The organism is Streptomyces sp. NPDC090045 (assembly GCF_044747975.1).
Classification (GTDB): domain Bacteria; phylum Actinomycetota; class Actinomycetes; order Streptomycetales; family Streptomycetaceae; genus Streptomyces.
Map to the genome: position 1 here is coordinate 20,908 of NZ_JBIVFA010000016.1, position 15,237 is coordinate 36,144.

12 protein-coding genes are annotated in these 15,237 nt (G+C 72.4%); 5 read left to right on the forward strand and 7 right to left on the reverse strand.

The annotated features are described in order from the left end of the window. Nucleotides 1-76: 76 nt before the first annotated feature. On the reverse strand, nucleotides 77-475 hold the full coding sequence (locus ACIPYQ_RS33100; RefSeq protein WP_401257784.1) for a hypothetical protein: 399 nt from the start codon (nucleotides 473-475) through the stop codon (nucleotides 77-79). Between the two features lie 188 nt (nucleotides 476-663). Between ACIPYQ_RS33100 and ACIPYQ_RS33105 the strand changes: the two genes are divergently transcribed. Beyond that, on the forward strand, nucleotides 664-948 hold the full coding sequence (locus ACIPYQ_RS33105; RefSeq protein ID WP_401257785.1) for a hypothetical protein: 285 nt from the start codon (nucleotides 664-666) through the stop codon (nucleotides 946-948). 49 nt (nucleotides 949-997) lie between these two features. Here the strand turns inward: ACIPYQ_RS33105 and ACIPYQ_RS33110 are convergent, their stop codons facing one another. Next, nucleotides 998-1,492: a hotdog fold thioesterase gene (locus ACIPYQ_RS33110; protein WP_361770580.1), complete on the reverse strand. Its 495-nt coding sequence runs from the start codon at nucleotides 1,490-1,492 to the stop codon at nucleotides 998-1,000. A gap of 54 nt (nucleotides 1,493-1,546) precedes the next feature. Beyond that, a complete protein-coding gene (locus tag ACIPYQ_RS33115) occupies nucleotides 1,547-3,817 on the reverse strand; it encodes an FdhF/YdeP family oxidoreductase (RefSeq protein WP_401257786.1) in 2,271 nt (756 codons plus the stop codon). Between the two features lie 130 nt (nucleotides 3,818-3,947). On the opposite strand from ACIPYQ_RS33115, the gene polA reads away from it, so the two are divergent. After that, entirely contained in the window at nucleotides 3,948-6,668 is a 2,721-nt protein-coding gene (gene polA / locus ACIPYQ_RS33120; protein ID WP_401257787.1) for a DNA polymerase I, read from the forward strand. Nucleotides 6,669-6,711: 43 nt separating this feature from the next. Here the strand turns inward: polA and ACIPYQ_RS33125 are convergent, their stop codons facing one another. After that, a complete protein-coding gene (locus ACIPYQ_RS33125; RefSeq protein ID WP_401257788.1) occupies nucleotides 6,712-7,566 on the reverse strand; it encodes a DUF4184 family protein in 855 nt (284 codons plus the stop codon). Nucleotides 7,567-7,772: 206 nt separating this feature from the next. On the opposite strand from ACIPYQ_RS33125, the gene ACIPYQ_RS33130 reads away from it, so the two are divergent. Then, complete coding sequence (locus ACIPYQ_RS33130) at nucleotides 7,773-9,050, forward strand: lytic transglycosylase domain-containing protein (protein ID WP_401257789.1); 1,278 nt, start codon at nucleotides 7,773-7,775, stop codon at nucleotides 9,048-9,050. An 83-nt stretch (nucleotides 9,051-9,133) separates the two neighbouring features. Here ACIPYQ_RS33130 and ACIPYQ_RS33135 read toward each other — a convergent pair whose 3' ends face one another. Further along, nucleotides 9,134-10,135 (reverse strand): hypothetical protein, encoded by a 1,002-nt coding sequence (locus tag ACIPYQ_RS33135; protein ID WP_401257790.1) that lies wholly within the window; start codon nucleotides 10,133-10,135, stop codon nucleotides 9,134-9,136. Between the two features lie 207 nt (nucleotides 10,136-10,342). Here ACIPYQ_RS33135 and ACIPYQ_RS33140 point away from each other — a divergent pair, with 207 nt between their 5' ends. Next, a complete protein-coding gene (locus ACIPYQ_RS33140; RefSeq protein WP_150256957.1) occupies nucleotides 10,343-10,483 on the forward strand; it encodes an SPW_0924 family protein in 141 nt (46 codons plus the stop codon). A 14-nt stretch (nucleotides 10,484-10,497) separates the two neighbouring features. Next, nucleotides 10,498-11,478, forward strand: coding sequence for a DUF3068 domain-containing protein (locus tag ACIPYQ_RS33145; RefSeq protein WP_401257791.1), 981 nt, complete (start codon nucleotides 10,498-10,500; stop codon nucleotides 11,476-11,478). Here the strand turns inward: ACIPYQ_RS33145 and ACIPYQ_RS33150 are convergent. Both ACIPYQ_RS33150 and ACIPYQ_RS33155 read right to left on the reverse strand, forming a co-directional pair. Beyond that, nucleotides 11,468-14,125 (reverse strand): ATP-dependent RNA helicase, encoded by a 2,658-nt coding sequence (locus ACIPYQ_RS33150; protein WP_401257792.1) that lies wholly within the window; start codon nucleotides 14,123-14,125, stop codon nucleotides 11,468-11,470. The two genes, ACIPYQ_RS33145 and ACIPYQ_RS33150, sit on opposite strands and share 11 nt — an antisense overlap. Nucleotides 14,126-14,129: 4 nt before the next feature. Beyond that, nucleotides 14,130-14,978, reverse strand: coding sequence for a class I SAM-dependent methyltransferase (locus ACIPYQ_RS33155; RefSeq protein WP_401257793.1), 849 nt, complete (start codon nucleotides 14,976-14,978; stop codon nucleotides 14,130-14,132). Nucleotides 14,979-15,237: the final 259 nt, after the last annotated feature.

Consider the following 15,237-nt stretch of genomic DNA (forward strand, 5'->3'; position numbering starts at 1 on the left):
TCCGACCTGCGGTTCGGTCGTACGTGCGGATCTGCCCGGAAGGCGGACAGCGTGCTCGGGAATGCGGTGACCCGGGTCACGTGGGGGGTCGCCAGTTCTCCGAGCTGCCGGTCGCGCCGCCCTCCTCGGTGCAGCGCCGGGCCACGAAGCGGTCGATGAGCTCAAGTGCCTTGGCCTGTCCGGCAGTTCGCTCCTCCGCGCGGCCGGCGGCGACCGCGTCCTCGTGGATCGCGTACTGCGCGTTCGACAGGCCCTTCTGCTCCCAGTCGAGGCCGGACCACTTGGCGCCCAGGAGGGTCTCCTTCGCCCAGTACGACACGAGGCTCGTGCACACCTGTGCGGGCGAGGAGGGGCCGGCGGAAGGGGTCTGTGGGGCCACCGCCGTGGGTGATGCGGAGGAGGAGCATCCGGTCAGGGCGAGCGCCGCGAGGAGGGTGAGGGCGGCGTACCGGGCCGGGCGTGGCGTGGTCCCCATGAGGGGAAGGTAGGCGGTCACCATCGGTGACACAACAGATGTCACCGCGAAGCGTGCGGACTGGCGGGTTCCGGGCGGTCGCCGGTGAGCCCGGTCCGGGAACGCGCACAGGCCCGGATCCGCCACCCCGGGGCGGCGGATCCGGGCCTGCGAAACCGGGCGGTGACCGTGTCTCCTACGCTCCGGGGGTGAGCGGATACCGGAGCCCCGAGGAGTGGGTCGAATCGGCCTGGGAGGAGCTGGACGCCCCCGACACGGGCCGCCGGGACAGCTGTCTCGAAGTCGTCTGCGACGTCCTGGAGACGGGCCGCCTGACACAGGCCGACGCCGAGCGGGCGATCGAGCGCCTCGTGGCCGTCGCGCTCTCCGACGAGAGCCACACGCTGCGGGAGTCCGCGCTCCACGCGATCTGCACGGCCACCGCGCCCTACGAGCTCCGGCTCCGGGAGTCCCCCGGTGAGGGGGCGGCCTGACTCCCGGGGCGCGGCGGAGTCGCTCGGCAAGGCGCCCGCGCGGGCCGGGTCAGGCCCCCGCGGGGGCCTCGGTGGCGGCTCCGGCCAGCTGGTCGACGTCGCGCAGCAGGCAGGTCAGGCGGGCGGTGCAGATCCGCTTGTCCTGCTCGTCGGTGATGACGATCTCGAAGGTGGTGGTCGAGCGGCCACGGTGCACGGGGGTGGCTACGCCGGTGACGATGCCGGTGCGGGCGCCCCGGTGGTGGGTGCAGTTCAGGTCCACGCCGACGGCGATCTTGGTGATGCCGCCGTGCATCATCGCGCCGATCGAGCCGAGGGTTTCGGCCAGTACGGCGGAGGCCCCGCCGTGCAGCAGCCCGTAGGGCTGGGTGTTGCCCTTGACGGGCATGGTGCCGACGACGCGGTCGGCCGAGGCCTCCAGGATGCGGATGTCCATCCGCTCGCCGAGGTCTCCCGCCGAGAACAGGGCGGGAAGGTCGATGCCCAGGGCCGCGTACTCGTCGAGTACCTCCTGCGGGAACTTCACTGCGTGCTGCTCGCCCATGGTCAGGCTCCGTTCGTCAACGCTCGTTAACCTTCTTGTCCTGAGGTCGTTCTATCAGGCCGGTTCGAAACGCACGACGACGGACTTGCTCGCCGGGGTATTGCTGGTGTCCGCGGTGGAGTCCAGCGGGACCAGGACGTTCGTCTCGGGGTAGTACGCGGCGGCGCAGCCGCGGGCCGTCGGGTAGTGCACGACGCGGAAGCCGGGCGCGCGCCGCTCCACGCCGTCCTTCCACTCGCTCACCAGGTCGGTGTACGAGCCGTCGGCCAGGCCCAGCTCGGCCGCGTCCTCGGGGTTGACCATGACGACGCGGCGGCCGCCGGTGATGCCGCGGTAGCGGTCGTCGAGCCCGTAGATCGTGGTGTTGTACTGGTCGTGGCTGCGCAGGGTCTGCAGGAGGAGCCGTCCCTGCGGAACCGTGGGGTACTCCACGGGCGCGGCGGTGAAATTGGCCTTGCCGGTGGTGGTGGGGAAGCGGCGCTCGTCGCGCGGGGCGTGCGGCAGCTGGAAGCCTCCGGGGCGGGCCACCCTGGCGTTGAAGTCCTCGAAGCCGGGGACGACGCGGGAGATCCGGTCGCGGATCGAGGCGTAGTCCCGCTCGAACTCCTCCCAAGGGGTCGCCGAGGCGGCGCCGAGGACCGCGCGGGCCATGCGGGCCACGATCGCGGGCTCGGAGAGCAGGTGCGGGGAGGCGGGGGCGAGGTTGCCGCGGGAGGCGTGGACCATGCCCATGGAGTCCTCGACCGTGACGAACTGCTTCCCGGCGGCCTGTACGTCCTTGTCGGTGCGGCCGAGGGTGGGCAGGATCAGGGCGCGCCGGCCGGTGACCGCGTGGGAACGGTTCAGCTTGGTGGACACGTGCACGGTCAGGGCGGTGCGCCGGATCGCGGCCTCGGTGACCTCGGTGTCGGGGGTGGCGCCGACGAAGTTGCCGCCCATGGCGAAGAGGACCTTGGCCCTGCCGTCGCGCATCGCCTGGATGGAGCGGACCACGTCGAAGCCGTGCCCGCGCGGCGAGGTGATGCCGAATTCGAGGTCGAGGGCGTCGAGGAAGGCGGGCGCGGGCCGTTCGAAGATCCCCATGGTGCGGTCGCCCTGCACGTTGGAGTGGCCGCGGACCGGGCAGACGCCGGCGCCGGGCCGGCCGATGTTGCCGCGCAGCAGGAGCAGGTTGACGACCTCGCGGATGGTGGCGACGGCGTGCTTGTGCTGGGTGAGCCCCATGGCCCAGCAGACGATGGTGCGCTCCGAGGCCAGGACCATGGCCAGCGCCTGCTCGATCTCCGGCCGGGTCAGGCCGGTCGCGGTGAGGGTCTCCGCCCAGTCGGCCTCCTTGGCGGCGGCGGCGAACTCCTCGTAGCCGTGGGTGTGCTCGCGGATGAAGGCCTCGTCGGTGGCGTCGCCCGCCTCGATGACCAGCTTGTTCAGGAGGCGGAAGAGGGCCTGGTCGCCGCCGATGCGGATCTGCAGGAAGAGGTCGTTGAGGGCGGTGCCCTTGAGCATGCCGAGGGGGGTCTGCGGGTTCTTGAACCGCTCCATGCCGGCCTCGGGCAGCGGATTCACCGAAATGATCTTCGCGCCGGAGGGCTTGGCCTGTTCCAGGGCGGAGAGCATGCGCGGGTGGTTGGTGCCCGGGTTCTGCCCGGCGACGATGATCAGGTCGGCCCGGTGGAGGTCCTCCAGGGAGACGCTGCCCTTTCCGATGCCGATGGTCTCGTTCAGCGCGGAGCCCGAGGACTCGTGGCACATGTTGGAGCAGTCGGGCAGGTTGTTCGTGCCGAATTCGCGGGCGAAGAGCTGGAACAGGAACGCGGCCTCGTTGCTGGTGCGGCCCGAGGTGTAGAAGAGGGCCTCGTCGGGGGAGGCCAGGGCGGTCAGCTCCTCGGCGATGACCGCGAAGGCCCGCTCCCAGCTGATCGCCTCGTACCGGTCGCCGCCCTCCGGCAGGTACATGGGGTGCGTGATCCGGCCCTGCTGCCCCAGCCAGTAGCCGGAGCGGGTGGCCAGGTCGGCCAGCGGGTGCGCGGCGAAGAACTCGGGGGTGACCCGGCGCAGGGTGGCCTCCTCCGCGACGGCCTTGGCGCCGTTCTCGCAGAACTCGGCGGTGTGCCGCTTGTCGCCCTCGGGCCAGGCGCAGCCCGGACAGTCGAAGCCGTCCTTCTGGTTGACCTTGAGCAGGGTGCGGGCGGTGCGGGCCACGCCCATCTGCTGCTGCGCGATCCTCAGGGTGTGCCCGATGGCGGGCAGCCCCGCGGCCGCGTGTTTGGGGGGCGCGACCTGCGGAGCATCCTGTACCGGATCACCTGCGGGCGGCTTGGTGGCCATGACGCTCCCCTTTGAACAGTCCTGTCGTATACACCGATCCTGTCACGCTCCGCCGACATCGCCGACGGCGGATTTGTCCCTGCGCTCCGGCCGTCCGGTTTTGTCGGTGGGGGCGCCTAGGATCGGGGGCGTGGCAGAGACAGCATCGAAGAAGAGCGACCAGACGACCGCAGCGGACCGCCCCCGCCTGATGCTCATGGACGGGCACTCCCTGGCGTACAGGGCGTTCTTCGCGCTGCCCGCGGAGAACTTCACGACCGCGACCGGCCAGCCGACCAACGCCATCTACGGCTTCGCGTCCATGCTGGCGAACACGCTGCGCGACGAGGCGCCCACGCACTTCGCGGTGGCGTTCGACGTCTCGCGCAAGACGTGGCGCTCGACGGAGTTCCCCGAGTACAAGGCGAACCGCTCCAAGACCCCCGACGAGTTCAAGGGCCAGGTCGAGCTGATCGGCGAGCTGCTCGACACGATGCACGTGCCGCGGTTCGCGGTCGACGGCTTCGAGGCCGACGACGTGATCGCGACCCTGGCGACGCAGGCGGAGGCCCTCGGCTTCGACGTGCTGATCGTCACCGGCGACCGGGACTCCTTCCAGCTGGTGTCCGAGCACACCACCGTGCTCTACCCGACCAAGGGCGTCTCCGAGCTCACCCGGTTCACGCCGGAGAAGGTCGAGGAGAAGTACGGGCTCACCCCGCAGCAGTACCCCGACTTCGCGGCCCTGCGGGGCGACCCGTCCGACAACCTGCCGGGCATCCCGGGCGTCGGCGAGAAGACCGCCGCCAAGTGGATCACCCAGTTCGGGTCGTTCGCGGAGCTCGTGGAGCGCGCCGACGAGGTCAAGGGCAAGGCCGGGCAGAACTTCCGGGACCACCTGGAGGCCGTCAAGCTCAACCGGGTCCTGACCGAGATGGTCAAGGACGTGGAGCTGCCCAAGACCCCCGCCGACCTGGTGCGCGTCGCCTACGACCGGACCGCCATGCTCGGCGTGCTGGACGTGCTGGAGATCCGCAACGCCTCGCTGCGCGAGCGGCTGCTCGCCGTGGACCCCGGCGCGGCCGAGGAGGAGCCCCCGGCTCCGGCGGCCGGTGTGGAGCTGGACGCCTCCGTACTGGGCACGGGCGAGCTGGCGCCGTGGCTGGAGGCCCACGCGGGCGGACCGCTGGGCATCGCGACCGTCGACAGCTGGGCGCTGGGCGCCGGCCGGATCACCGAGGTCGCGCTTGCCGCGGCGGGCGGGGCGGCCGCCTGGTTCGAGCCGCTGTCGCTGGACGAGGCCGACGAGTTGGCCTTCCGCGCCTGGGCCTCGGACGAGGCCCGCCCCAAGGTCGTGCACAACGCGAAGGCGCTGTGGCGGGTCTTCCCCGAGCACGGCTGGTCGCTGGCCGGCGTGACCATGGACACCGCGCTCGCCGCGTACCTGGTCAAGCCGGGCCGCCGGTCCTTCGGCCTGGACGTCCTGTCGATGGAGTACCTGCACCGCGAGCTGGCGCCCGCCGCCGCCGACGGCCAGCTGGCCTTCGGCGCCGACGACACGGCCGAGGCCGAGGCGCTGATGGCGCAGGCCCGCGCCGTCCTCGACCTGGGCGACGCCTTCACCGACAAGCTCTCCGAGGTCGGCGCCGCCGAGCTGCTGCACGACATGGAGCTGCCCACCTCCGAGCTCCTCGCCCGGCTGGAGCGGGCCGGCATCGCCGCCGACCGCGACCACCTGGAGGCGATGGAGCAGCAGTTCGCCGGCGCCGTGCAGCAGGCGGTCAAGGAGGCGCACGCGGCGGTCGGCCACGAGTTCAACCTCGGCTCGCCCAAGCAGCTCCAAGAGGTCTTCTTCGGCGAGCTGGACCTGCCGAAGACGAAGAAGACCAAGACCGGGTACACCACGGACGCGGACGCGCTGGCCTGGCTGGCCACGCAGACCGACCACGAACTGCCCGTGATCATGCTCCGCCACCGGGAGCAGGCCAAGCTGCGCGTCACCGTCGAGGGCCTGGTCAAGACCATCGCCGCCGACGGCCGGGTGCACACCACGTTCAGCCAGACCGTCGCCGCGACCGGCCGGCTGTCCTCCACCGACCCCAACCTGCAGAACGTGCCGGTGCGCACCGACGAGGGCCGGGCCATCCGCCGCGGCTTCGTCGTCGGCGAGGGCTTCGAGTCCCTCATGACGGCCGACTACAGCCAGATCGAGCTGCGCGTCATGGCCCACCTCTCCGAGGACGAGGGCCTGATCGAGGCCTTCGCGACCGGCGAGGACCTGCACACCACCGTCGCCTCCCAGGTGTTCGGCGTGGAGCGGTCCCAGGTCGACGCCGAGATGCGCCGCAAGATCAAGGCCATGTCGTACGGCCTCGCGTACGGGCTCTCCGCCTTCGGCCTCGCCCAGCAGCTGAACATCGAGCCCGCCGAGGCGCGCGGTCTGATGGAGACCTTCTTCGAGCGCTTCGGCGGGGTCCGCGACTACCTGCAGCGCGTCGTGGACGAGGCCCGCGCCACCGGATACACGGCGACCGTCTTCGGCCGCCGCCGGTACCTGCCCGACCTCAACAGCGACAACCGCCAGCGCCGCGAGGCCGCCGAGCGGATGGCGCTCAACGCCCCGATCCAGGGCACGGCCGCCGACATCGTCAAGGTCGCGATGCTGCGCGTGGACGAGGCGATCACCGGGGCCGGCCTGCGGTCGCGGATGCTGCTCCAGGTCCACGACGAAATCGTGCTGGAGATCGCCCCGGGCGAGCGGAAGCAGGTCGAGGAGCTGGTGCGGCGCGAGATGGGCGCCGCCGTCGAGCTCCGGGCCGCGCTGGACGTGTCCGTGGGCGTCGGCCCGGACTGGGAGTCCGCCGCGCACTGAGGCCCGTACGGCCAAGCAGCGCCAAGCGCCCGTCCCCGCTCGCTCAGGCGGTGGGGACGGGCGTCCGCGTTTCCTCGTCCGTACGGGCGGTGCGGTCGCCGCGGTGCCGCAGCCGTACGAGCACCCCGTACAGCAGCAGGGCCACGGCGAGGCCGCCGCCCGCGCCGAAGCAGACGGTCGGGATGATGTCGAGCGGCGTACGGATCCGGTCGAAGAAGGTGAAGAAGCGGATCACGCGCATGGTGACCCCGACCGCCACGCACCCCACGACGAGGGCGAGCGCGCCCCAGACCTCCGCCCGGCCGAGCACCGGCACGGACGCGGGGGCGGGGGAGGCGGGCAGCCGGCGCAGGGCGGTCGCCGTGAACCAGAGCAGCGCGCAGGCCGCGAGCGCCGAAGTGCCGTACTGCAGGTACGAGTAGAGGGGCAGGCCGAAGGCGAGGGGCTCTTCGAGCTCCGGCAGCGCGTTCGTTCCCCAGCGGTCGATGTGCGTGAAGCTGTCCCACACCACGTGCGTGAGGGAGCCGGTGACGGCCGAGGCGTAGAACCAGGCGGCGAGCGCGGGCAGTCGGCGCCCACTCCAGTGCTCGCCGCGTACGAACGCATGGACACGGCCCCGCCAGCCGCGCGGCAGCAGCGCGACCAGCGGCTCGCGCAGCAGCAGCCAGCACCCCACGAGGGCGGCGGTGAGCACGGCGTCCACGGTGAACACCCCCGCCAGCGAGTGCGTGAAGGTCCCGTAGGCCATGACGCCCTCGACGATCGCGTCCGTGAAGTAGAAGGTGTCCGGCGCGAACGACCCGAGGACCAGGGCCGAGGCGACGAGGGGGCCGCGCGCACGCCCGGTCCGGCGGATGGCCGGAAGCACGGCGGCCGCATGGCTGAGAGTGAACGGCATGGCACTTCTCCTGGACGTTCTCGCGGACGTTCTTGTGGTGCTGGCGTGGTGTTCCTTACTTCGGGCCAATGCGCCCGAAGGGTCCCGACAGTATGCGTGACCTGCGCACGGACGTGTCGATGTGGTGAATTCCGGCCCGCTGTCCGTGCCCATTGCAGGGAGTTGACGTATGGTCACGCGGACGTCGAGGGGGAGGGGTCCGGCTCATGTCGGCTCGAATAATCGGACGCAGGCTGCGCAAGGGGGCCGCCGCCGCCCTGGTCTCCGCGCTGGTGGCCGCGGCGCTGACCGCTTCGCAGGGGCCGGCGGGCGCCGAAGAGGACCGGACGGTCGCGATCGGCGAGGGCGAGCAGGCCCTCCCGGCCGAAGCGAGCGGCGGAGACACCGCCTACTTCACCGAACTCCCGCCGCTGGCGAGCCCGGAGCCGCCGGCCGTGGTGCTGCCGGACGAAGCCCAGACCCCGCAGCCGCAGGCCCCGGAGACGGTGGCGGTGCCGGCGGGCGCCGCGACCGGACCGGCCGAAGGGGCGCAGGGGATACCGGCGAGCGTGCTCGCGGCCTACCAGCGGGCGGAGAAGACGGTGGGGCAGAGCGACCCCGGCTGCGGACTGCGCTGGCAACTCCTCGCGGCGATCGGCAAGGTGGAGTCCGGTCAGGCGCGCGGCGGCCAGGTCGACGCGGCCGGGACCACGCTGCGGCCGATCCTGGGGCCGGTCCTCGACGGCAACGGCTTCGCGAACATCTCGGACACGGACGGCGGGGCCTACGACGGGGACACCCGGTACGACCGGGCGGTCGGGCCGATGCAGTTCATCCCCTCCACGTGGGCGGCCTGGGGCCAGGACGCGGACGGCGACGGCCGGCGCAACCCGAACAACGTGCACGACGCGGCCCTCGCGGCCGGGCGGTACCTGTGCGCGGGCACCCGGGACCTGCGGACGGACGCGGACCTGGACCGGGCCGTGCTCTCCTACAACCACTCCACGGAGTACCTGCGGACGGTCCGGTCCTGGTTCACGTACTACCTCAAGGGCACGCACGAGGTCCCGGACAGGCCCGGTACGGGCACGGGCACGCCCACGACACCGACGCCGAAGCCCACACCTACGCCGACGCCCACTCCGAAGCCCACGCCGACGCCGGACCCGAAGCCGACGCCTACCCCGACGCCGGATCCGAAGCCCACGCCGACGCCGCACCCGAAGCCCACGCCGACTCCGGACCCGACGCCTACTCCGACTCCCACGCCTACGCCGGATCCGAAGCCCACCCCGACGCCTACGCCGACCCCGACGCCTACGCCCACGCCGGACCCGAAGCCCTCGCCGGACCCGACGCCCACCCCCATGCCGACCCCGACCCCGAAGCCTTCGCCGACCCCGACGTCCAGCCCGACGCCCAGCTCGTCACGCACGCCGAAGCCCACTGCGTCTCCGGCCTCCACTCCGGCGGTGCCCCGGTCGACCCCGGGGCAACACACCTAGTGCTGTGACCGGGAAGGTTCACCGGGTCACAGCACCAGGCCGCGCCTTGTGGATCAAGTCGGGCTCGCGGATCGAGCCTGGGGTCAGTTCGTGCAGCCGAGAATCACCCCGACGGGCCGGCAGTTGTTGGGCGTGTTGTCGAAGATCCGGCTCCTGACGAGGGTCAGGGAGCCGCCAGAGGTTCCTTGCCAGACGCCGCCGCCGTTGAGCGCGATGTTGCGCCGCACCTTTGTGTCCGTCAGCGTGGTGGTGCCGTCATTGGCGATGCCGCCACCCATTTGGCCCGCGCGGTTGTCCGCGATGGTCGTCGAAGAGATGTCCATCGGAGCGCGGTCGTTGTAGATTCCGCCGCCCTGCTGGAAGGCGCGGTTGCCTTCGATGTGCGAGTTCTTGATGGTCAGAGAGACCCCGGCGGTGAAGATGCCGCCCCCAAACTCCGTGGCCTGGTTCCGCACCACTTTGGTCTTCTGCAGCAGGGTGGTGCTTCCCGGCCCGTTGTAGATGGCACCACCCTGCACGGCAGCACTGTCCCGCACGACGCTGTCGTGCATCTCAAGAGTGCTGCTCAGGTCCACGACGATGGCGCCCCCCACGTTCGCCGTGCTGTTGGTCACGGTGCTGTGCTTGAGGATGAGCGTCCCTCCGGATCTGGGCAGGTAGGTGCCGCCGTACTCGAGATAGCCGCCACCGGTCGCGGTGACACCCTCGATGGTCAGGCGCCCGTTGGGGCCGTCGACCTCCGCGATCCGGAAGCCCTCGGTCGCGTCGGGATCCCGTCGGATGGTGGTCTTGTCTCCCAGCAGCGTGACGGTGCCCGTGATAATGGGCAGGGCGTTGAGGCCGAGACCGCCGGTCGACGCGGGAGTGAGGACGTTGTAGACGCATTTGGGTGCGAGCCGGATGGTGTGCGGTCCGGTGTTGTTGTTCGCGGCGTTGATCGCGTTGTTGAGTGCGGTGACGTCGCACGGAATGGCTGCCAGGGAGGTCGCGCCCGCAGTGCTGCCGAGACTGACCGCGACCACGAACGGCACGGCCAGGGCCACGGCCTTGAGCCGACGTCTGTACATCACTTCTCCGATCGCCATATGTAATCATTTGATTACATTCTGTTGCGATCAGTGTTCCATGGGGTGGGTGTCCCGCCGTGCGCAACGCGGGGGCGGGTGTGCCGGCGGGTGCCGAGGCCCCCCGGGTGGCCCAGTGGTGATCTGCGGCTCGAACGGTTCTCATCTCGCCCCCGCGTTGCTACGGTGCCCCATCTCTGACGCCTCATCAGATTTCGGAGCCCCGGCATGCGCGCATTCGTCGCCGCCGCCATCGGCCTCGCGGCCGCGCTGGCCCTCGTGTTCGCCATCACGGCGTTCGGGGTGCCCGAAGGCGAGACCTCACCCAAGCCCCTGCTCACCACCGCGCCCCCCGCGCCCGGAAAGTAGAGGAGGGCCCGGCCTTGCGACGCAGAGCGAGCCTTGTCCTGCTGGCCCTAGCCGTGTTCTGCGCAGCCCTCGCGCCACTGCTGCGCTGGTACGCGTACCCCCGCCTCGCCAAGATCCCGCCGAGCCAGTACCAGGAGATGGTCCTGGAGGCGAAGGACGCGACCCTCCTCGACTACACCGGCGGCATGCAGCCCAAGAAGGTCGACAAGGTCACGATCGTCCAGACCCTCAAGGGGAACGTGGAGGCGTCGAAGGAGATCGAGTCGAGCGCGGGCAAGGACGTCGTCGTCTGGGACACGCTGTCCTACATCATCGGCCCCGACGGCAAGATGGTCTCCCAGATCCCCGAGCGCTACATATTCGACGCCCACACCCAGGACCCGGTGCACGCCACCGGCGAGATGGTCGACGGGGACGCCGTCAAGCGCGAGGGCATCGAGTTCAAGTGGCCCTTCTTCACCGAGCCGCGCGACTACCTGTACTTCGACGCGCAGACCCGCACCTCCTCGCCGATCCACTACGTCGGACCGCGCACCTTCAAGGGCATGGACGTCTACTACTTCGAGCAGACGATCCCCTGGACCAAGGTCTCCATGCCGAAGAAGATGCCGATCGAGGGCATCGACCCGTCGACGATCGAGGCCGCCACCGGAACCACCCTCTGGTACACCGCCAAGGTGAGGTTCTGGGTAGACCCGGTGACCGGGGCGCCGGTCAACGCCGAGCAGGACATCCAGCAGGAGATGCGGGGCGGCATCGCGGCGGGCGGCCCCGACGGCAAGCTCACCGCCTTCGCCGGGCACGTGACGATGCGCGAGGACTACTCCGACTACACCGTCGACCTGGTCAAGTCGAACCGGATGAAGGTCCTCGCACTGCACACCTACGCGCCCGTCGGCCTGGCCGGCGGCGGGCTCGCGCTGCTGGGGCTGGCGCTGTGGCTGGAGGCCCGCAGCCGGCGGGTGCGGGAAGAAGGGGAAGAGGTCAGCGCCTGAGCCGGGCGTTCGTGTGGCGGGTGGGCTCGGCGGTGGCCGGGTCCTCCGGCCAGGGGTGCTTGGGGTAGCGGCCGCGCAGCTCGGCACGGACGGCGCGGTAGCCGCCCTGCCAGAAGGAGGCGAGGTCGGCGGTGACGGCGGCGGGCCGTCCGGCGGGCGACAGCAGGTGCACCAGCACCGGCACACCGGCCACCTTCGGGGTCTCGGCCAGCCCGAACAGCTCCTGGAGCTTCACCGCGAGCACCGGCTGGCCGTGCTCGGCGGAGTAGTCCAGCCGGATCCGGGATCCGCTGGGCACCTCCAGCCGTTCCGGAGCCAGCTCGTCCAGCCGGGCGGCCTCACCGGTGGCCCACGGCAGCAGCCGGTTCAGCGCCTGCCCGGCGTCGATCCGTCCCAGGTCCGCGCGGCGCCGGGCCCGCGACAGCTCGGGCTCCAGCCATTCGTCGGCGCGGTCCAGCAGGGCGCCGTCCCCTTCTACGTCGGGCCACGCGCCGCCGAGCGTGCGGTGCAGGAAGCCCAGCCGGGCCCGAAGGGCCTGCGCGTCCTGGGACCAGCGCAACAGGCCGAGGCCCTCGGAGCGGAGCCCGTCGAGCAGGGCGGCCCGTACGAGCGCCGGGTCGGGGGTGCGCAGCGGGCGCACGGCCAGCTCGATCGCCCCGAGCCGCTGCGCCGCGCGGGCGATCAGGTCCCCGTCCTCCCAGCGCACCTCCTCGCCCTCGGTCCGCAGGTGGGCGGCGGCGGCCAGGGCGGTGTCCTCGTCGATGACCGCGGCCAGCCGGATCCGGGCGGAGGCGGAGTGCGGGGGCCTGTCGGCGACTGCGACGGCGAGCCAGGGCGCGCGGCGCAGCGGTGACCCGTCGCCGAGCTCGGCCCCGGTCCCGGAGGCCATGAGGAAGGCCCCCTCCCCCTTGGCCTTGGCCACCCGCTCCGGAAACGCCAGCGCGGCGACGAGCCCGGCGGCCCCGTCATCGTGCGCAGCACCACTGCCGGGGCTCCGCCCCGGACCCCGCTCCTCAAACGCCGGAGGGGCTGAAGAGACAGCCTCGCCGGCGTTTGAGGCGCGGGGGTGCGGGGGCGGAGCCCCCGAAGGGGTCCGTGGCGGAGCCCCGGTTTCGGGAAGGGGCGGGGTGGGGGAGAGCCCCGCAGGGTCGCGCACGGCACGGTCCAGCCGCCGGACCTCCGCCTGCCACCGCGCCGCGTAGCCGTCGCCGCCCCGCCGGGCCTGCCGCCACGCACCGGCCAGGTCGTCCCCGTACTCGCGCGGCGGCTCCTCGCTGAGCAGGGCCACCAGCTCCGCCGCCCGCCGGGCACCGAGCGCGGCCGAGCCGTCCAGCAGGGCACGGGCCAGCCGCGGGTGCAGCCCGAGCCGGGCCATCCGCAGCCCGCGCGCGGTCGGCCGCCCCGCCGGGGACACCGCGCCCACCGCGACCAGCACCTCCCGCGCCGCGGCCATCGCCCCGGCGGGCGGCGGGTCCAGCAGGGCCAGTCCGGACGCGTCCGGGTCGCCCCAGCACGCGGCCTGCAGGGCGAACTGCGCCAGATCGGCGATGCGTATCTCCGGCGACGGGAACGCCGGCAGCCGGCCGTCCTCCGCCTCGGCCCAGCAGCGGTACACGGCACCCGGCGCCTCACGCCCGGCCCGGCCCGCCCGCTGCCGCCCGGCCGCGCGGGAGGCCCGTACGGTCGCCAGCGCGCCCAGCCCCCGGGCATGGTCCACCCGGGGCTCGCGGGCCAGCCCCGAGTCCACCACCACCCGTACTCCGGGAACGGTCAGGCTCGACTCCGCCACCGCGGTGGAAAGGATCACCCGGCGGTGGTCCGAGGCCGTCAGCGCCGCGTCCTGCACGGCGGCCGGGGCCCGGCCGTGGACCTGCAGCACCTCCGCGTCCACCCCGCCCAGCTGCCCCGCCACCCGCGCGATCTCGCCGACGCCGGGCAGGAAGCACAGCACGTCACCCGAACGCTCCGCCAGGGCCCGCCGCACCACCGAGGCCACGTGCGTCAGCTGCGCCGGATCCACCCGCATCCCGTGCGGGGGCCGCACCGGCCGGGCCGGCGGGGCCCACACGGTCTCCACCGGGTACGAGACCCCCGCGGCCTCCACCACCGGCGCGCCCCCGAGCACGCGGGCCCAGCCGGCGGAGTCCGTCGTCGCCGAGGCCGCCACGAGCCGGAGCTCCGGGCGCAGGGTCTCCCGTACGTCGAGGAGGAAGGCGGCGACCGTGTCGGCGTCCAGGTGCCGCTCGTGGCACTCGTCCAGGACCACCACGTCGACCCCGGTCAGCTCCTGGTCGCGCTGGAGCCGCTGGAGCAGCACCCCGGTGGTGACCACCTCCACCACCGTGCCGGGACCCGCCACCCGCTCCCCGCGCACGGTGAAGCCGACCGCGCCGCCGACCTGCTCGCCCAGCAGCCAGGCCATCCGCCGCGCGGCGGCCCGGGCGGCGATCCGCCGCGGCTCGGCGACCACGACCCGGCGCCGTGGCCCGCCGCCCACCAGCCCCGCCAGCACCAGCGGCACCAGCGTGGTCTTGCCGGTGCCGGGCGGGGCGCAGAGCACCGCGGCGCCGTGGCCGTCCAGCGCGGAGATCAGCGCGGGTACGGCCTCTCCTACGGGGAGGGCGTCGAGGGCGGCCTGGCGGATCAAGGGATCAGGCCCTCTCGCACACGAAGATCGCGGTGCCCGGGATCAGGTTGCCGCGCAGCGGGGACCAGCCGCCCCACTCCTGGCTGTTCCACTCGGGCCACTCCGGCTCGACCAGGTCGACCAGGCGGAAGCCGCCCGCCACCACGTCGCGGACCCGGTCGCCGAGGGTGCGGTGGTGCTCGACGTACACCGCGCGCCCCTGCTCGTCCTGCTCCACGTACGGGGTCCGGTCGAAGTAGGAGGCGGCGACGGACAGCCCCTCGGGGCCGGGCTCGTCGGGGAAGGCCCAGCGGATGGGGTGGGTGACGGAGAAGACCCAGCGGCCGCCGGGGCGCAGGACGCGGTGCACCTCGCGCATGACGTTGACGGGGTCGGCGACGAAGGGGACGGCGCCGTAGGCGGAGCAGGCCAGGTCGAAGGAGCCGTCGCGGAAGGGGAGCCTTCCGGCGTCGGCCTCGACCAGGGGGACGTCATCGCCGATGCGCAGGGCGTGCTGGAGCTGGCGGTGGGAGAGGTCGAGGGCCACCGGGCGGGCGCCCTGCGCGGCCAGCCAGCGCGAGCACTGGGCGGCGCCGGCGCCGATCTCCAGGACGTCCTTGTCCTTGAGGGAGCCGGCGGGGCCGAGGAGGGCCGCCTCCGTCTCGTCCAGTCCTTCGGGCCCCCATACGAAGCGGTCGTCGCCGAGGAAGGCGCCGTGCTCGCTCTGGTACTCGTCGGCGTTGCGGTCCCACCAGCCCCGGCTCGCCCGGCTGCTCTCCGCTTCCCCCGCGTCACGCCGTGTGGCCTCGGCGTCTTCCACGGAGCCCGGATCGGCTTCGTACGCGTCTTCGGAGGCGTAGTCCTCTTGGTTCATGGGGCCCGTCGTCGTAGTCTGCGAATGTCTTCGGAAAGTGGCAGGAAGCGTCAGGAACGCGCTCCCGCCCACGAATTGTGCCGGTTATGCGGTGATCCGCCCGGGGTGTGCGCCTTCGCGCATTGACCCTGTCCGGCCGCCCCCGTATGCTACAAGTTGCGCTGCGAGCCTGTGCTCCTCAGACCTAGCAGGCTGCGCTTGTATCTGTTGATGTCCCCTCGGTTTTCGAGGCCCCGCCGCACTTCGCGGAATGGGGGTC